Here is a 19,604-nt window from a genome sequence, read left to right on the forward strand (position 1 = left end):
CCGTCGGTGCCGGACCGTGCGGTGCCGACACCCGTACGACCGCGCCGCGCGGACCGGCACCTGCCCGGGCCCGTCACGGCACGCCTGTCGCCGGTGTCGACGTGGCAGGTCGGATGGACGGTGACGAGCACGGAGACCGGCGGCGGATCGCCCGCACGCCCGGAAGGGCGTTCCACCCGGCCGGCCAACGGGACGGCCGCCCGTCGCCGGACCGCGGCGACTCAGCCGGCCGCGGGCTTGCGGGCGCGGAGGATGACGTCGAACCGTCCGGGATACTGGCGGTCCATCGGCTCAAAACCCGCTTCGGTGTACCACTGCTCCAGATCCCGCGGCGTGTAGATGCGGCCCTCGGGCGACGCGACCGTCTGGACGTACGCCGACATGAAGGCGGCGTGGGCGGGGCCGGTCTCGTCGTCGTCCTGGGCGCAGGCGACGATCACCAGGTGACCGCCCGGCTCCAGCGCCCGGTAGGTCTTCGCGAAGAGGGCGCGGACCTGCTCCGGGGACCAGATCTCCAGGAACCGGGAGAACACGACGCAGTCGTGGGACGTGGGGAACTCGTCCCGCATGACGTCGGCTCCGACCGCGCGGACCCGCTCGGACAGGCCGGCCTCGGCGATCAGGTCGTCCGCCATCTTCGCCACGTTCGGCAGTTCGAGGATGGTCGCCCGCAGGTGGGGCCACCGCTGGGCGAAGCCGATGGCGTTGGTCCCGGTCCCCCCGCCGACGTCCAGTACGTGGTGGTACGACGAGAAGTCCACGGCGTTGATGAGGTCCTCGACCACCGAACGACTCTGGTGCTCCATCATGGCGGTGAACACCTTCTCGAGGTTCTCGTCCTCGGCGAGGCGCTCGTAGAGGGTGGTCGCCGACGACCCGGCGAGCAGTTCACGATGCAGGCCCAGGTTCTCGTTGTCCACCAGCGATTCGTAGAGCCAGCCCATCGGCCGGTACAGCATCTCGTGGGTGTAGCGGATGATGACGGGCATGAAGGCGTCCGGATCGCCCGCCGCGAGATCGGTCGCGGCGGTGTTGTGATACCCGTCGCCCTCCTTGCGTACGAGCCCGAACGCGCAGCACCCCAGCAGCAGCACGTGTCCCGCGCGTTCTTCCAGCCCCAGCTCGTCGGTGATCTTGTCGAGGGTGCTGCCGGGGCGCTCCTTGAGCAGGGTGAACAATCCCGCGCGTAACGCGGCGTGCAGGAACGGGAATCGGAAGCTGGTGTACACCAGTTCCCACAGCTCGTCCGTGGCGGTCGCCGACTGTTCGGTCATGGTGATCCCCTTCACGATATCGCGGGCCTCGGGTGCGCCCCTTCGGCCGAGTCGTGGTGAAGTCGAGCATCGTCCGGTCCTGCCGGTCGACAGCCGCTCGGGACGGACCACGGAGGCGGGCGCCGCGGATCGTTCACTCCGCAGCCGGCCCTCCCACTGGTCCGTCTTGGACAGGGAGTACGCCTTGTTCGGCATTCGGCATTCGGCATTAAGCGACCGCGCGGGCGGCGTTCGCCTTGGTGGGCAAGCGGCACGGCGGCCACGTCGGTCTCGGCAAGGCGCCGGGCCGGCGCGGCGGAGCCGCCGTGGCGGGTTCGGTCCCGGCCGAGCGACGCTAGCGCCGCGCCGGGCAAGGTCTGCCAGTCAAGGAGCGGCGTCGCCTCTCCACGGTCTCCTGCTTCGTCGGCACCTCCCCCTCTCCCCGGCATACCGCCCGACCGACGGACCTGGGCGGGTTCCGATGCACCAAGAGGCAACAACACAACTCGCATGTCACACAAGGCCCCCTCGCCCCGCAGCCCCTCTCCCGGTGGCCTGAATCGTGTGGTGTTCCTCGTCGTGTCCCCTCACTTGCCGACCGTCTCAATTGGCGAGCCGGTGGTGGCGCGGGAGGGTGCACGCGAACACGGACGCGGGCCGGGAAGTGACTCGCTCCGCGTCCGTGGCGACGATGCGGAGACGCCCGCGAGCCGGGCCGTGGGACGGACTCGCCGTGTGCACCCGGTTGGTGGAGGGCCGGTGGCGGCGCTCGGCCCGCACCCCGGCCGCCGGTCGTCCGGTGAAGGGGCGGCGGTGAGCCCCGCGACTCCTGCGGCACCGGCCGCTCGACGATCCCCGCACCCGCGGGCCATCGGACAGACCAAATGAGATGGCCTGTGAACACTCCGACGGGACTTCGTGTCCCGAGCTGGGCCAGGTGCCGAGGTGACGACTCAAGTCAGTGACGAACAGCACGAGTTGATCTGCTCCGCGTCCGGGGCGGCAGGTCGTCACACCCGGGTCGACCTGCGTCGGCGGACGCGGGTCCGTGTTCGCGGGCCGCGGGCGCCGGTGGAACGCGGAAGCGGCCGGCGGCCGGCCGGCCGGCCCGCCGCCGCTCCCCGGCGGGTGCCGAGCGGCGCCCCGGCGACGCCCGGTGGGACGCCGACGCGGTCCTGGACGACCTCCGCGACTATGTGGCCGAATAGCCGCCCGTGTCGCCGCCGTCGACACGGGCGGACGGGCGGGGCCGGCGCCGCCCCCGCCACGCGGGCCGACGACGACGCGAGGGGCGGCGGAAACCGCTCCGCCGCCCCCGACGGAGACCGGCGATCCCTGGACACCCTCCCGTCACCTCCCGTCCCGGCCGGGACAGACGCCCGCAAGCTGCGAACCGGTCCCACGGGGCGGACGCCACCGGGCCACGGCCCGCCACCACCGGGGAAGAACCGCCCCGGCACACGGAATCTCCTCGGAGCACACAACGAACCGCCGTGTCTGCTGTCAGCGAAGTGCCCAGAGCTTCGCGGACAAGCCCTGACCGCCGTGTTAGCGTCGAGATAGTGTTCGTGGCGGGCCAAATCTCCATCTGTAACAGCGAGTTGGAGTCGCGGACGCGGAGACACGAGAAAGACTCCGGGCGGCTGCCGCAGGCGTCGCCTCCGAAATTCTTGGAGGTCCAGTGACCTTAACGCGGGACTATTCGTCGGCCGAGCGGATGCCGCGGGGTGACGGCGGCATGGGCGGCATGGGAATGGGTGACCAGGTATTCAGCCGACTCCTGCGCGACCGTATCGTCTTCCTCGGCAAGGAAGTCGATGACGACATCGCGAACAAGCTGACGGCACAGTTGCTGATGCTCGCGGCGGAATCCGATGAGGACATCTACCTCTACATCAACTCTCCCGGTGGTTCGGTCACCGCGGGGATGGCCGTGTACGACACGATGCACTACATCAAGAACGACGTGGTGACGATCGCCATGGGCTTCTGCGCGTCCATGGGCCAGTTCCTGCTGACCTCCGGCACCAAGGGCAAGAGGTACGCCCTTCCCAACACAAAGATCCTCATGCACCAGCCGTCCGCCGGACTCGGCGGCTCGGCCAGTGACATCAAGATCTACGCCGAGCAGCTCCTGCGCACCAAGCGGGAGATGGCCGAGCTGATCGCCCAGCACTCGGGACAGGACGTCGAGACCATCACCAGGGACTCGGACCGGGACAAGTGGTTCACGGCCAAGGAGGCCGCGGAGTACGGGCTCATCGACGCGGTGATGAAGTCGGCCTCGGGCGTCCCCGGCGCCGGTGGCACGCAATTGTCCTGACAACGGACGACGGCCCGGCGAGGACCGCCCCGTCGCACATCGGGGGCCGAGCCGGGCCGGCCGTGTCCAGCCACCGCAGTCGCATCCGAACCCGAGGGAAACAGAAGACCATGGCTCTGCATGATCGCCCGTCCCTGACCTTCGGCGGTACGCCGCCTCAAGCCCGGTACATAGTGCCCCGGTTCGTCGAACGCACGGCACAGGGGACGCGCGAGTACGACCCGTACTCCAAGCTCTACGAGGAGCGGATCGTGTTCCTCGGAGCCGAGATCGACGACACCTCCGCCAATGACGTCATGGCGCAGCTCCTGTGTCTCGAGTCGATGGACCCCGATCGGGACATCGCCTTCTACATCAACTCGCCGGGCGGTTCCCTCACCGCCATGACGGCGGTCTACGACACGATGCAGTTCGTGAAGCCCGACATCCAGACGGTCTGCATCGGTCAGGCGTCCTCGGCCGCGGCCGTCCTGCTGGCCGCCGGCACTCCGGGCAAGCGCGCGGCACTGCCCGGCTCACGCGTGATGCTGCACCAGCCGCACAGTGGAGGAGAGCGCGGACAGATCTCCGATCTGGAGATCCAGGCCCGGGAGATCCAGCGCGTGCGCAAGCTCGTGGAGACCATCCTGGCCCGGCACTCCGGCCGGCCGGTGGAGCGGATCGAAGAGGACATCGAGCGCCAGAAGATCCTCACGGCCGATCAGGCGGCCGAGTACGGCCTGATCGACCACGTACTGACCAACCGCAAGAACGTACTGAACGACCGGCCCGACACAACGGCGTGACGGCCCGCGGCCCGGAGTGCCGCGGGCCGTGCCCCGCCCCCGGGCGTAGTGTCGCCGGCTGCCCGCCGGGTTCGCCGGTGCCCGCCCGCCGGCGGGCCCGTGTTCCCTCGGAAGAAGCGGTGCCGATCCGGCCGCGGCTCGTCGTGCGGCCCGTGAGCCGGTGCGTTCCCGTACGACGCCGGGCCCCGGCCCTCCCCCTGGGGGACGGCCGGGGCCCGATGGTCGAGCAGCGTCAGCCGAAGGCCTTGATCGTGCTCCAGTCCGACGACAGGACGACCCGCACAGGGGCTCCCGCGCTGGTCCGCGACGGATGGTAGATCCGCGTGTAGCCGTCGGTGGCGAGGCGTGCCCAGATGTCGGGGACGCCGTCGTCGTTGACGTCCGGAATACCGATGGCCGTGGGCACGGCCGCCTCGGTCCAGCCGGTGGCGTAGGACTCGTCCTTGCCGGTGAGGGAGTTGGCGGCCAGCTTGAGCGACTCCAGGTCGACGCTGCCGGCGACGGAGCCGGGCTTGCCCTGGCGGTCGTACACGTTGCCGTTGTCCAGGTTGCGCCACAGCAGGTCGGGGGTGTTGTCGCCGTTGATGTCGGCGACGTTGACGATCTCCCTGCGCGCCCAGGCGTCGGAGTTCAGCTGCGTCGCCGTCTGGAAGGCGGCACCGGTGTAGCCGGACAGCGTCCACAGTTCGGCGCCGGCCCGCAGCACGAGGTCGGGCAGCTTGTCGCCGGTGATGTCGCCGACGGCCTTGATCTGGGTCCACGTCGAGGGCGCCGGGGCGTTCGACGGAAGGCGGACCTCCAGGCGCCGGGTGACGTCGAAGCTGCCGTAGCCGTCGCCCGGGTAGAGCCAGAAGCGGCCGTCCGGGGAGACCGAGAACAGGTCGGTGGAACCGTCACCGGGGTAGACGTCCTGGTAGTGCGCGATCAGAGCGGCCTTGCCCGTGGCCGAGTCGTACCAGTAACCCCGCGGGTCGATCTTCCGGTCACCGTCGTAGGAGGCGGGGAGGTAGTTGTACAGGTCTCCGTCCTGGCCGCCGACGCAGTTGCGCAGGTTGCCGTCGGCGTCGACGATCAACAGGTCGGGCAGGGCGTCACCGGTGACGTCCATGGGGCCGTCCGCCTTGTCCCGCGGCGGCACGTAGAACGTGTAGTCGGTGCGCTTGCTGGCGTTGCCGAGGGAGTCGTAGGCGTACACCTGCAAGGTGTTGGGGCCCGCGTGCGCCGGTGTGAACGAGGGCAGCGTGGCGGTGTTGTTCGTGGCCGGCACATAGACCGGGTTGTTGCCCTCGATCGACCAGCGGAACTGCGCCGCGCCCTCGGAGGTGAAGGTCACCGCGCCCGTGCCGCCGAACTTGACGGTGGCCCAGGTCTGGCCGTCGGACGTGGCCTCGGGGAAGACGACGCTGTCGACGGTGGGCTGGGGCGGTGCGCTGGCGTCGACGTTGATCCGGCACGGGTCGGTGCCCGGCGGGAAGTACGAGGAGGCCAGGCCGCCGGAGTCCTCCGCGCGCACGTCCCACGAGTAGGTGGCCTTGTCCTCCAGCGGGAACGTGGCGGGGATGGTCAGTGTGGCGGTGCCGCTGGCGTTCGGGGTGACCAGGGTGCCGGCCGGGACCGTGCCGCCGGTCTTCCAGAAGCGGAAGCGCAGCTTGCTCAGGTTGCCGTCGGCGTCCTTGGCGGTGGCCGACAGCACGACGTTGGTCTTGCCGATGGTCACGCCCCCGCCGCCGACGGAGCAGGCGCCGCCGGGCGTGGACTTGCCGCCCGTGGGCTCGGAGGGAGCGCGGTTGTAGACGACTTCCATGGCGGCGCTGGTCGCCTTGAACTTGCGCCAGGTCTGCACGTCCGACTCGCTGGTGGCGCGGATGCCGAAGGTGATGTTCGACCAGCCCGCGTCCGCGCCCTCCTGGGCGGCGTCCTTGACGTTGAACGCCTCGTACTCGTCGGGGCAGGAGCTGGAGGACCAGCCGTGCGCGAAGGACTTCTTCTGCAACAGCTTGGACCAGCTCGGCTGCTTGTTCCAGGTGGTGCCGGAGGAGATGGCGCCGGTCCGGTAGAACTGGAACTCCCGGGTGGTGCAGGACCAGGAGTGGTTGTTGAGCACCTTGAGGGTGGCGGAGGAGATGTCCGCGCCCTTGAGGCTGGTGCTGTAGTTCATCCGCCAGAACGAGCGGGCGGTGCCGCCGGTCTCGTTCTCGTAGCCGACCCGGGCGTCGGAGGTGCCGGAGGAGAAGTTGGTGCCGTTCCAGAAGCTGGAGTTCGGGTACGGCTTGTAGGCCACGGTCCAGGCCAGCCAGCCGCTGTTGAGCGTCGGGTCGACGAACACCGGGTACCGCGTGTCCGCGCCCGTGAACAGGCCGGCCTGCGCGGCACCCAGATCGAGGCGCGCGTTCTCGGTGCCGTCGCCCTCGAGCTCCACGGGCATGGGGGCGCTGTGGGCGCCGGGCTCGATGCCCGTCAGACCGGACAGCCTCAGGACGTCGGCGGGCGTGGCGACGGAGGTGCGCGGGGTGCCCTTGCCCTCGTCCAGCTCGGGGTCGCGGCCGGCGGAGTCCCAGGCGAACGGAGTGGGGATGGAGCCGATCTCCTTGCCGGACTCGTCCTGGACGAGGACGCGGCCGGTTGCGGCGTCGTGGTGGAAGACGGCCGTGGCCGAGCGCAGCCCGTAGGTCACCGTCGCGAGGGCCTTGGACTGCGCGGCTTCCTTGTTCTTGACGATCAGCAGCTGGGCGAAGCCGCCCTCCTCACGGGCGACGAGCAGCAGGTCGACGCCGGGCAGGACCTCGGAGTACAGGGCGCGCGGGCCGTCGAGGACGGGCTCGGGCAGGGCTCCGGGCCAGGTGTAGGCGACGGTGTGCCCGTCGATGTCGACCTCGGCCAGGACCGTGTCCTGGCCCTGCGGGCCCTCGGCGAGCGGCCGGCGGGTGAAGGAACGGTCGGCGTGCGCGCTCCCGGCGCCGCTGGAGAAGCGGATCGGCTGGGCGGCGTTGACGGGCTGGACGCCCAGGTTGCGCGGGGCGTTACTCACCCGGCGCAGCCGGTTGTCGATCGGCGCCCACTTGCCCGTCGCGGTCTTCGCCCGGGTCGGTGTGGCCGTGATGCGGGTGCGCAGCTTGCCGTCCGGCCGCGCCCAGGTCTGGGAGGTGGCGGTGGTGGCGGTGTCGACGAGCACCTGCTTGTGAGTGCGCTCGGCCTCGGCCTGGGCGGCCGTCTCGTCGCGCGGGCCGGTGGCGGCCGGGCGGGCGTCGGTGGCTCCGCCGGCCGCGCGTGGTGAGGCTCCGTCAGGCTGCCACCAGGGCAACAGAGCAGCGGTCAGGGCGGCCAGGACTAGGCCGAGGGTGACAGCCAGCCTGGTGCGCGTGCGCACGAAGGGGCTGAGAAAACGAGGCGGCGCGGACACGGCGGCGGTCTACTCCCGAGTGGACCAGGCGGATGGCATGGGCGCGCACACGATCACACGTCCGGCACAACCAGTCCACATATGAATGCTTTATGAAGTTGTGACGAACCAATGGGGCGGCATTGACCGCTCCTTGACAGTACGTCATATGCGGCATATGACCACCCTAAGTGAAGCCTTAGGTGCAGATATTTGCGGTCTTGTCGATTTGTTACCTGTAGATGACGGTCGGCCGACTCCTGTCCGGTGTCACGGATCACAGCACTCTCGGGAACCTTCTGAAGTCGATCTTGAACTATGTGGGGTTCATGACAGAGGGTGCGGATTCCATCTGTCGTTTTTTCGCATGCCTTGGTGGGGTCGACGCGTATGCGCGCTCAAAGTCCACCGTCGTGGCTGAGGCGGTCACGCCCAGCGGCGACGGAGTCACAACGACGGCGTCGCCGGCAAAGCCGCGCGGCGACCGTCCTTTTGTTGTCCACGGCCTTGTTGGTGAGCAGTCTCGGCACGGAGGCGTGGGCGATACCCGGCCCCGGCATGAGCCGGGAGGAGGTCAAGCTTCCCGATCTGCCCGAGCCCACCGCGCTGGACGCGGACGAGGAGGCCGAGAAGAACCTCACCACCGCGCCCGAGGTCCCCGTCGACCCCTACACCCCGACCGCGGTCACGCCGTGGGCGCCGGACAGCGGTGTCGCGACCCTGAAGGCGGACACCGCGCCGGGCACCACGGTCCCCGTCGACGACCTGCCGATCGCCGTGGGCGTGCCCGCGGGCACCGACCCGGCCGCGATCGACGGCGACTGGAAGGTCGATCTGGCCGCGCCGGCCGCGTCGCAGGACGCCGGCGTCTCCGGCATGATCATGAAGGTCACGCCGCCGGCCGACGCCGACCCGGCCGCGCAGGTCTCGATCGCCGTCGACACCACCGGCTTCGCCGACCTGTACGGCCCGCAGGCCGCCGACCGCTTCGGCCTGGTCCTGCTGCCCAACTGCGTCATGGACGCCCCCGAGACCGGCGACTGCGCCACCGACAGCGGTGTGACCACCATGTCGGGCAAGAGCGACGAGCGGCCCGAGCGGCTGCGCAGCTCGGTCGAGGTCGTCGCCGCGAACAAGGCGCCGACGAGGAACAAGGCCGCCAGGAAGGCCGCCGAGCGCAAGATCCTCACCGGTTCCGTGCCGGTCGGGGACCTGCTCGGCGGCGACACCGGCACGGCCGCCACCGGGGCTTCGGCCCGGCCCGCCTCCTACCGCGGCGGCGAGGTGCTGCCCGTGGTGGACGCCTCGGGTCCGCAGGTCATCGGGGCGATGGACACCGGGGCCTCCGCGAGCGGTGACTTCACCGCCTCTCCCCTGCTGTCCTCGGGCGCCTGGGCGGCCGGCTCCTCGTCGGGCGCGTTCACGTACTCCTACGACGTGCAGGTTCCGGAGACCGCCGGCGGCCTGATGCCGAAGATCTCCCTGGGCTACTCCTCCCAGTCGGTGGACGGCCGCACCTCCGCGACCAACAACCAGGCTTCGTGGATCGGCGACGGCTGGGACTACAACCCGGGCTCGATCACCCGGACGTACGCCAACTGCCGTGAGGACTCCAAGAAGGCGGGGTCCAACAACAAGACGCACCGCACCGCGGACCTGTGCTGGGGCTCGAACAACGCGACCCTGTCGCTGGGCGGCATGACCACCGAACTGGTCTGGGACAAGGACCAGGGCAAGTGGTTCACCGCCAACGGCGACGGCTCGAGGATCGAGCGCCTCACCGACTCGGGCAACGGCAACGGCGCCCGCAACGGCGAGTACTGGGTCGTCACGACCCGGGACGGCACCCGCTACTACTTCGGCCTGAACAAGCTGCCGGGCTGGACCTCGGGTCAGCCGACGACCGACTCGGTGCTGAACGTGCCGGTGTACGGCAACCACGAGGGCGAGGACTGCTACAAGGCCGGTGACTGGGCCCACTCGTGGTGCACCCAGGGCTGGCGGTGGAACCTGGACTACGTCGAGGACGTCCACGGCAACGCCATGTCCCTGTGGTGGAAGAAGGCGCAGAACTACTACGCCCGCAACTTCGACTTCAAGGCCCCGGTCGTCTACGACCGCGACGGCTGGCTCGACCACATCGACTACGGCCAGCGCAAGGAGAGCCTCTTCTCCGCGACCGCTCCGGCCCGGGTGAACTTCACCGTCGCCGAGCGCTGCCTGCCCGAGGACGGCCTGACGTGTTCGGACGCGAACTTCGAGGACAAGGACCCGGGCAAGTACCGCATCTGGTACGACACCCCGGCCGACCTGAACTGCAAGCAGGTCACCTCCGCCTACAAAACGAAGTGCTGGAACGCGGGTCCGTCGTTCTGGAGCCGTGAGCGCCTGGTGCAGATCCAGACCTCCGCGCAGCGCCGTACCGACACCACCGCCCGCCAGGTCGTGGACCGCTACGCGCTCACCCAGAGCTTCCCGGTCCTCAAGACCGGCCCGAACACGGCCCTGTGGCTGGAGTCGGTGCAGCGCACCGGCTTCGCCCGCAAGGGCAGCACGGACAAGAGCGTCACCATGAACGCGGTGCGTTTCGAGTCCAACGCCGAGGACATGCCCAACCGGGTGATGCGCCCCAATGACCCGCGGCCCGGTTTCTCCCGGCTGCGGATCGCGCGTGTCATCAACGAGTACGGCGGCGAGACGGTCGTCACCTACAAGAAGCCCGAGGGTGACTGCGCCACCGGCACCGGCCTGCCGGACAAGAAGGACACCGCCGCCCTCAAGGCGAACACGCGGCTGTGCTACCCCTCGTTCTGGGCCCCTGACCCCGAGGTCGAGGACATCGACTGGTTCCACAAGTACGTCGTGGACTCCATCGAGGAACTCCCCAACGTCGACGGCGCGTTCGCGACCAAGACGGCGTACCAGTACAGGAACCCGGGCTGGAGGCTCGCCGACGCCGAGTTCACCAAGAAGTCGACCCGCACCTACTCGCAGTTCGCCGGCGTCGAGCAGACCACGGTGGTCACCGGCACCGACGACGCCTCGATCGGCTCCAAGCGGTCGAAGGCGGTGACGAGGTTCTTCCGCGGCATGGGCGACACCGTGTCGATGAAGGACATCACCGGCACCGAGATCGCCAAGGACCGCGAGGCCTTCGCCGGCCGCATCGCGGAGGAGCTCGACTACGACAACGCGACCGACGCCGACACCGACTGGGTCTCCCGCAGCGTCACCGTCCCGGAGGCCACCGAGCTGGCCCACCGTGACCGCGACGACGGCCTGGACCCGCTGCGCGCCTGGCGCGTCACCGAGCCGGACGAGATCGCCTACACCAAGTCCTCCGGCACCAACAGCGACGACGACCGCACCGAGCGCGTCGTCAGGACCCACACCGCCTACGAGCCGACCTACGGTCTGCCCGTCCAGGTGGAGTCGCTGGGCGACACCGGCAGGACCGGCGACGAGACGTGCACCAAGTCCGAGTACGTCCACAACACCGCCAGGAACCTGATCGGCCTGACCAGGCAGGTCCTGGTCTCCCCGACCACCTGCGCGGCCGCCGACTTCTCGGATCTGTCCACGCTCACCGGCACCCGGACGGCGTACGACGGTCAGGCCTATGGCGCCGCGCTCGCCGACACCACCCAGGGCGAGGCCTCGGAGACGTGGTCGGTCAACGGCGCCGGCACGGCCTGGCAGTCGGAGGGCACCACCGAGTTCGACGCCATCGGACGCGTCACCCGCACGACCGACCAGGACCACAAGACCGCGGGCCTCATCACCTACGAGCCGGACAAGGGCCAGGTCTTCAAGGTCACCGAGACCAACGCCCTGGGCCAGTCCGAGATCCGTGAGATCGAGCCGGGCCGTGGCACGACGTGGAAGTCGACCGACACCAACAACCACGTCACCCAGGCCGAGTTCGACCCGCTGGGCCGCCTCGAGAAGGCCTGGGCGGCGGACCGCACCCCCTCCGACACCGCGGTGCCCGACTTCCGGGCCGTCTACACGGTGCCGGAGTACAAGGAGAACGAGGACCGCAAGCCGTCCTACGTCACCACCTACACCCGCGGCTACAACGACCGCGTCGAAACCTCCGTCACCCTCTACGACGGCCTCGGCCGCGAGCGGCAGACGCAGGAGGAGGCGGACGGCGGCGGCCGGCTGATCACCGACACGCTGTACAACAGCTCCGGTGAGGTCTGGCAGACCAACAACGCCTACCTGACCTACGAGGCCGAGCCGGGCGAGCTGTTCACCCCGGAGGCCGACACCCAGGTCCCCAACATCACGCGCTACACCTACGACGGTTCCGGCCGCGTGCTCCAGGAGACGCCGGTCCTCAAGGTCGAGGACCCGCTGACCCACGAGACCAGGTCCCAGGAGGTCCCGGAGCGGGCCACCAAGTACGAGTACGGCCTGGACTGGTCGAAGGTCGACAACCCCACCGGTACGTCCGACTACCGGGTCTTCACCGACGCCCTCGGCCGCACCTCCCGGGTGGACACCTTCAACCCGGACGCGCCCGGCGGCTTCACGTCGATGAAGTACGAGTACGACGCCCGCGGCCAGGCGGTGAAGGCGACCAACTCCGCCGATCCCGGCCACCCGTGGACGTGGACGTACGACCACCGCGGCCGTCAGGAGACCGCCACCGACCCGGACACCGGTACCACGCGCAACACCTACGACACCCACGACCGGGTCCTCACCACCACCAACGCCCGCGGCGTCACCATCTGGAACGGCTACGACCAGCTCTCCCGGCCGACCGAGCAGCGCCTGAACAGCTCCGGCGGCACCCTGCTCGCCAACCTCACCTACGACCTGGCGCCGGGCGGCAAGGGCATGCCCTACACCGCCACCCGCTACACCGACGGTGAGGCCTACACCCAGCGGGTCGACGGCTACACCAAGGACTACCAGCCGACCTCGACCACGCTCACCCTGCCGACCACCCTGGTCTCCGCCTGGGGCCTGAACTCGTCGTACACGTACTCCTACAAGTACGGCGACAACGGCATGCTGGAGGAGTCCACGCTGCCGAGGATCGGCGGCTTCGGCGAGGAGAAGCTCGAGGTCCGCTACAACAAGGACGGCAAGCCGCTCTCCATCTCCGGCAAGGACTGGTACGGCTCCGAGACGGTCTACGACCCCTACGGCCAGGTGCTGCGCTCCACGCTCGGCGCCCAGCCCTACCGGGTCTGGACGCAGTCGACGTACGACGAGTCCAGCGGCGAGCTGAAGGACCAGCAGGTCTACCGGGAGAAGAGCGACGACAAGTCCCTGGTGGCCGGCAACCTCGTCTCCAAGCGGTCGTACTCCTACGACCCGTCCGGCAACGTCACCTCCGTCCAGGAGTCGGCCACCGGCATCGACGAGCGCCAGTGCTTCGCCTACAACCCGCTGGGCGAGCTGAAGACGGCCTGGACCTCCAAGGACCAGACCTCCTGCACCTCCCCGAAGAACGCCGACGGCACGCTCGCGGTCGCCGCCGGCAAGGACAACTCCGGCTACTGGCAGGAGTACGAGTACGACCTGCTCGGCAACCGCACCAAGCTGACCGAGAAGGACCTGACCGGCAACACCGCCAAGGACGCCACCACCTCCTACGCCTACGGCAAGGCCGACGGCACCCAGCCGCACACGCTGACCAAGGTGTCGAAGACCTACACCACGCCGGCCGGCGCGCAGGTCAAGGCCGAGGCGGAGCGCCTGTACGAGCTCACCGGCGAGACCAGGACCGTCACGTCCGTCCAGAACGGCGACAAGCAGACGCTGACCTGGACCCCCGACGGTCAGATCGACCGCGTCCAGGGCGCGGGCAGCGGCGGCAGCACCCCGTACGTCGGCCTCGCCGACAAGTGCCTGGACCTCAAGAGCGGCCTCGCGGTCGCCGGTACCGCTGTCCAGCTCTACAGCTGCAACGGCTCGGTGGCGCAGAGCTGGCGCTTCAGCCCAACCCCCGGCGGGACCAGCCCCGACCAGGGCACGCTGAACGTCTACGACAAGTGGTGCGTCCAGCCCGCCGGCAACACCGCCGGCTCCGCGGTCCAGTCGCAGAAGTGCGACGGCTCGGCAGGCCAGGTACTCAAGCGCGACGCCGCCGGCCGGCTCACCCACGTCGCCTCCGGGCTCTGCCTGTCCGTCCAGGGCGCCAACTCGGCGAGCTCGACCCCGATCGTGCTGGCCGCCTGCGACAGCACGAAGGCCGAGCAGCTCTGGTCGCCGCAGAACGACACCCGCTTCGTCTACGGCCCCGACGGCTCGCGCCTGCTGACCATCAAGGGCAAGCAGGCCACGCTGACCCTGGGCGACGCCGAGGTCACCGTCCAGCGGGGCGGCGTCCTGATCCAGACGCAGCGCACCTACGACGCCCCCGGCGGCGCGGTCATGCGCTACGCCTACGGCGCCGGAGCCGCGAAGCTCGTCGCCGTCACCGCCGACCACCAGGGCAGCACCTATGCCGAGGTCGTCCTCGACGGCGGCATGACGGTGCGGATCCGCAAGCAGGACCCGTTCGGCAACCAGCGCGGCGCGGACACGACCGCCGTCAACCAGCAGACGCACACCGGGTTCCTCGGCGGGCCGGTGGACGACGGTTCCGGCTTCGTCCAGTTGGGTGCGCGTCTGTACGACCCGGTGGTGGGCCGCTTCCTGTCCGCCGACCCGGTGCTGGACCTCAACGACGTCCTGCAGTCCAACGGGTACGCCTACGCGCACAACAACCCGGTGACGTTCGCCGACCCGACGGGTGAGGCCATCTCGCTGACCGCGTCCGAGCGGGCCGCGGCCCTCGCCGGCGCGGGCCTGTCCGCGGCTCAGGTCGCGCAGGCGCAGGCGATGCAGGGCAAGTCCCTGACCTCGGTGATCCTGGCCGTGGCGTGGGAGACGCTGAAGGACTTCATCGGCATCAACGACGCACTGGCGTGCTTCGGCGGTGACCTGTGGTCCTGCATCGGCATCGCGGTCGACGCGATTCCGTGGACCAAGCTCGGCAAGATCCCGTCCGTCATCAAGGCCGTCAAGCGCACCATCAAGGCGGTCGAGTCCTTCCGCGCGGCCAAGAAGGCGGCCGAGATCGTCCTGAAGGCGGCCAAGGCGGCCGAGCGGGCGGCGCTGAGGGCCAAGAAGCTCGCCATCGAACGCGCCAAGAAACTCGCGGCGCAACGAGCCAAGAAGAGAGCGGCCGAAGCAGCCAGGAGAACCGCCGACAAGGCGGCGGACGCAGCCAGGAAGACCGGCAACCGCGTCCAGAAGCAGGCCCAGGCCAAGGCGGCCCCGAAGGTGTCCTCCCACACCCGCGGCGGTGGCGGCGGTGGCGGCGGCCACAAGGGCGGCGGAGGCGGTTCCAAGCCCGGCGGCAAGTCCGGCGGATCCTCCAGGAGCAACGGCGGATCCAGCGGCAGCGGCGGCTCGGGCAAGGCCGACGGAGGCGGCGGCAGCCCCGGCTGCAACAGCTTCACCCCGGGCACCAAGGTCCTGATGGCCGACGGCACCACCAAGCCGATCGAGAAGGTCAAGAACGGCGACAAGGTCGTCGCGACCGACCCGAAGACGGGCCGGACCCGGATCGAGACGGTCACGGCGGAGATCACGGGCGAGGGCCTGAAGCATCTGGTCGAGGTCACGGTCGACGTCGACGGTGCGAAGGGCGGCAGGACGGCCCAGGTCACCGCGACCGACGGCCACCCCTTCTGGGTTCCGGCACTGCGCGCCTGGATCAAGGCCACGGACCTGCGCGCGGGCGAGTGGCTGCGGACCAGCACGGGCACGTACGTGCAGATCACCGCGGTGGAGCGCCGGACGGCCCGCGGGGCCACCGTGCACAACCTCACCGTCGGTGACACCCACACGTACTACGTGCTGGCCGGACCGGCGGCGGTCCTCGTCCACAACGACTCGTGCCCGAGCCGCGGTGGCGACGACGACGGCGGCAACTGGACGCCCGACAAGGCCTACTCACCGCAGGAGGTCAGGGCGCGGCACGACGCGAACGAGGCCTACTACTCGGTTCATCCCGATACGCACGAGCTGGTGAACATGGTGGACGCCAATCCCAACATGCCACCGCGGTCCAAGCCGGACGGCAGCGTCGACCGGTTCGAGGGCAACGACCTCAGCGGCCCGGCCAAGAGGTTCTGGGGTTCCTGGATCGGTTCCCCGATCTACTGGAACGGTCGCCCGGGAAGCCAGATCAGAATCATGATCAACCAGACGACCGGTCAGATCGCCTACTTCCCGCTGACGAGGCAAGGCGTGCACAACTACGGATCACCGAATCTCTACACTTGGTGACAGTTCGGAAATGAAGCACTGCGCGGCATCCCCCCGGGGGTGCCGCGCAGTGCTTCTCCCAGAAAGGCTGAAGCGATGGACCACGCTGAGCGACTCGCCCCCGGCGGACTGGTCTTCCGGGGGCTGGTCGATCCCGACCGGCCCCTCCTCCCGCCGGCGCTCGCCACCCTGGCTCCGGGATATCCGCCGGCGTCCGGCACATGGCCGAGAGCGGTCGTCGACAGGGGCACGCCCGACTCGGTCGGCAGGGCGAACGAGGGCTGGTTCACGCTCTCCCGTGAGGGCGGGCTCTTCGGCGACGACCGCGAGTTCCTGGTCGCCGTCGAGGTCCCCGGGGGCGAGGGCGACTGGTGGTGGGCGCGGGTGGGACTCGCCGCGTCCTGGGACGTCATGGGCGCGGGCTCCGCCGCCGCGCTCGGCGGCGGTTTCGGCGCGCCGGAGTTCGCCATGCTGTCGACGGCCGGGGACACCGTCGTCTGCGGCACGGCGGACGCGTCCTCGATCGGCACCGTCCTGGTGAACGGATTGCGGGACCTCGCCGGCCTCCGCGACCTCGCGGAGTGGAAGGCGGGCCGACCGGGAACGCCGCCGCACGAGAGGGCGGCGGCCCGGCGATGGCTCGACTCCGTCGGCCGCTGAACACGGCGGGCGCGTACCCGCACGCCAGGTGACACCGCTCCCGCCGCGTGGGCCGGCCGCGGCCGGCCGCACGGCGGGAGCCGGTGGGCCCGGGACTCCTCCCCGGCCCACCGGCTCCCCGGCCGTACGTGCGCGTCGCGCCGTCCCGTCAGTGCTTCGCCGCGAGGTCCTTGAGCGCGATGTTCAGTTCGAGGACGTTCACCCGGGGCTCGCCGATGAAACCGAGGGTGCGGCCGGCCGTGTGGTCCCTGACCAGCCCGGCCACGACGGGGACCGGCAGACCGTTGCGCGCGGCGATCCGGTGGACCTGGAGTTCGGCGTAGGCCGGGGAGATGTCCGGGTCCAGGCCGGAGCCGGAGGAGGTCACCGCGTCCGCGGGTATCTCCGAGGGCTCGACCCGGTAGCCGGGCACCGAGTTGTCCTCGGCCACCGCGGCCCGCGCGGCCCGCACCTGCTCGATCAGCGCCTTGCTGTCCGCGGACAGGTTGGTGGCGCCGGACACGATCAGCCTGTACCGCGTGTTCAGGGTGTTGGCGCCCAGGCCGTTCGCCGGACGGCCCTGGAACCACTTCAGGTCAGCGTCCGGGACGTGCCGGCCCTTCTTCAGCGGCAGGTCGTACGGCTGCCCTATCAGGGAGGAGCCGACGACTTGGCCGTCCGCCGTGGTCTCGGAGCCGTTCGCCCTGTCGCGGAACAGCGCCTGGGCGATGCCGGTGACCGCCAGCGGATAGAGGACACCGGTCAGCAGGGTCAGTGCCAGGAGGGCCCTGAGGGCCGCCCCGAGCAGCCGGGCGGTGTTCGTGACGGAGTTGTCCATGGCGATCAGCCGATTCCGGGGACGAGGGAGATCACCAGGTCGATGATCTTGATGCCGATGAACGGCGCGAGCAGGCCGCCGACGCCGTAGACCGCGAGGTTGCGCCGCAGCATCCGGTCCGCGCTGACCGGCTTGTACCGCACGCCCTTCAGGGACAGCGGCACCAGCGCGATGATGATCAGCGCGTTGAAGACGACGGCCGACAGGATGGCGGAGTCGGGCGAGGCGAGACGCATGACGTTCAGCTTGTCCAGGCCCGGGTGGACGGCCGCGAACAGCGCCGGGATGATGGCGAAGTACTTCGCGACGTCGTTGGCGACGGAGAACGTGGTCAGCGCGCCGCGGGTGATCAGCAGCTGCTTGCCGATCTCCACGATCTCGATGAGCTTGGTCGGGTCGGAGTCGAGGTCCACCATGTTGCCGGCCTCCTTGGCGGCCGACGTGCCGGTGTTCATCGCCACGCCGACGTCGGCCTGCGCGAGCGCCGGGGCGTCGTTCGTGCCGTCGCCGGTCATGGCGACCAGCCTGCCGCCCGCCTGCTCCCGCCTGATGAGGGCCATCTTGTCCTCGGGAGTGGCCTCGGCGAGGAAGTCGTCGACGCCCGCCTCCTCGGCGATGGCCCTCGCGGTCAGCGGGTTGTCGCCCGTGATCATGACGGTTCTGATGCCCATGCGGCGCAGCTCCGCGAACCGCTCCCGCATGCCGTCCTTGACGACGTCCTTGAGGTGGACGACGCCGAGGACGCGGGCGCCCCGTTCGTCGTCGACCGCGACCAGCAGCGGGGTGCCGCCGGCCTCGGAGACGCGGGCCGCGATGGCCTCGGCGTCCCCGGCGACCGTGCCGCCGCGTTCCTCGACCCAGGCGACGACCGAGGCGGTGGCGCCCTTGCGGATCCTCCTGCCGTCGAGGTCCACGCCGGACATCCGGGTCTGGGCGGTGAACTCGACCCATTCGGCCCGGGCCGGCTCGCCCTGCCGGCGTTCACGCAACCCGTACCGCTCCTTGGCCAGGACGACGACGGAGCGGCCCTCGGGGGTCTCGTCGGCGAGGGAGGAGAGCTGGGCGGCGTCGGCGACCTCGGCCTCGGTGGCGCCGCGCACCGGCAGGAACTCGGCGGCCCGGCGGTTGCCGAGGGTGATGGTGCCGGTCTTGTCCAGCAGCAGGGTGGACACGTCGCCGGCGGCCTCGACCGCCCGGCCCGACATGGCCAGCACGTTCCGCTGCACGAGGCGGTCCATGCCGGCGATGCCGATGGCCGAGAGCAGCGCGCCGATGGTGGTCGGGATCAGGCAGACCAGCAGGGCCACCAGCACGACCAGCGTCAGCTCCGTGCCGGCGTACCGCGCGAACGGCGGCAGCGTGGCACAGGCCAGCAGGAAGACGATCGTCAGCGAAGCGAGCAGGACGTTCAGCGCGATCTCGTTGGGCGTCTTCTGCCGGGCGGCGCCCTCGACCAGGTTGATCATCCGGTCGATGAAGGTCTCGCCGGGCTTCGTCGTGATCCTGACGACGATCCGGTCGGAGAGGACCTTCGTGCCGCCGGTCACCGCGCAGCGGTCGCCGCCGGACTCGCGGATGACCGGTGCGGACTCGCCGGTGATGGCCGACTCGTCGACGCTGGCCACTCCCTCGACGACGTCGCCGTCACCGGGGATGACGTCGCCCGCCTCGCAGACGACCAGGTCGCCGACGGTCAGCGCGGTGCCCGGCACCGGCCGCTCGGAGCCGTCAGCGGCCAGCCGGCGCGCGACGGTGCCGGACTTGGCCTTGCGCAGGGTGTCGGCCTGGGCCTTGCCCCGCCCTTCCGCGACCGCCTCCGCCAGGTTGGCGAAGACCACGGTCAGCCACAGCCAGGCGCTGATCGTCCAGCCGAACCAGTCGCCCGGGTCCTTGGCGGAGAAGACGGTGGTCAGGACCGAGCCGATCCACACCACGAACATCACGGGGGACTTGACCATCACCCGGGGGTCGAGCTTGCGGAACGCCTCCGGCAGGGACCTGAGGAGCTGTCCGGGGTCGAAGAGGCCCCCTCCGACACGGCCGTCGGCGGGCCTGCGCCCGGTGGCGGCGTCGCTGTGCGGCGCCCGGGCGGGGGTTGCTGTGGACATGG

The 19,604-nt window shown here is 70.2% G+C and carries 8 protein-coding genes; 4 read left to right on the forward strand and 4 right to left on the reverse strand.

What is annotated here, in order from left to right; all coding sequences use genetic code 11:
- Nucleotides 1-221 precede the first annotated feature (221 nt).
- Complete coding sequence (locus ACF061_RS23800; protein ID WP_392268961.1) at nucleotides 222-1,274, reverse strand: methyltransferase; 1,053 nt, start codon at nucleotides 1,272-1,274, stop codon at nucleotides 222-224.
- 1,696 nt (nucleotides 1,275-2,970) lie between these two features.
- On the opposite strand from ACF061_RS23800, the gene ACF061_RS23805 reads away from it, so the two are divergent.
- Both ACF061_RS23805 and ACF061_RS23810 read left to right on the forward strand, forming a co-directional pair.
- A complete protein-coding gene (locus ACF061_RS23805; RefSeq protein WP_392268980.1) occupies nucleotides 2,971-3,576 on the forward strand; it encodes an ATP-dependent Clp protease proteolytic subunit in 606 nt (201 codons plus the stop codon).
- Nucleotides 3,577-3,686: 110 nt separating this feature from the next.
- A complete protein-coding gene (locus tag ACF061_RS23810) occupies nucleotides 3,687-4,361 on the forward strand; it encodes an ATP-dependent Clp protease proteolytic subunit (protein WP_392268962.1) in 675 nt (224 codons plus the stop codon).
- Nucleotides 4,362-4,593: 232 nt separating this feature from the next.
- On the opposite strand, the gene ACF061_RS23815 is transcribed toward ACF061_RS23810, so the two are convergent.
- Nucleotides 4,594-7,728: a DNRLRE domain-containing protein gene (locus ACF061_RS23815; protein ID WP_392268963.1), complete on the reverse strand. Its 3,135-nt coding sequence runs from the start codon at nucleotides 7,726-7,728 to the stop codon at nucleotides 4,594-4,596.
- 570 nt (nucleotides 7,729-8,298) lie between these two features.
- Here ACF061_RS23815 and ACF061_RS23820 point away from each other — a divergent pair.
- Nucleotides 8,299-16,038, forward strand: coding sequence for a polymorphic toxin-type HINT domain-containing protein (locus tag ACF061_RS23820; RefSeq protein ID WP_392268981.1), 7,740 nt, complete (start codon nucleotides 8,299-8,301; stop codon nucleotides 16,036-16,038).
- Between the two features lie 75 nt (nucleotides 16,039-16,113).
- The gene (locus ACF061_RS23825; RefSeq protein ID WP_392268964.1) at nucleotides 16,114-16,677 is read left to right on the forward strand and encodes a hypothetical protein; all 564 of its coding nucleotides are present in this window, start codon (nucleotides 16,114-16,116) and stop codon (nucleotides 16,675-16,677) included.
- Between the two features lie 148 nt (nucleotides 16,678-16,825).
- On the opposite strand, the gene ACF061_RS23830 is transcribed toward ACF061_RS23825, so the two are convergent.
- On the reverse strand, nucleotides 16,826-17,494 hold the full coding sequence (locus ACF061_RS23830) for a potassium-transporting ATPase subunit C (protein WP_392268965.1): 669 nt from the start codon (nucleotides 17,492-17,494) through the stop codon (nucleotides 16,826-16,828).
- 5 nt (nucleotides 17,495-17,499) lie between these two features.
- The gene (gene kdpB, locus ACF061_RS23835) at nucleotides 17,500-19,602 is read right to left on the reverse strand and encodes a potassium-transporting ATPase subunit KdpB (RefSeq protein WP_392268966.1); all 2,103 of its coding nucleotides are present in this window, start codon (nucleotides 19,600-19,602) and stop codon (nucleotides 17,500-17,502) included.
- Between the last annotated feature and the right edge of the window lie 2 nt (nucleotides 19,603-19,604).

It is taken from the genome of Streptomyces sp. NPDC015220 (genome assembly GCF_043079345.1).
Taxonomy (GTDB): Bacteria; Actinomycetota; Actinomycetes; order Streptomycetales; family Streptomycetaceae; genus Streptomyces.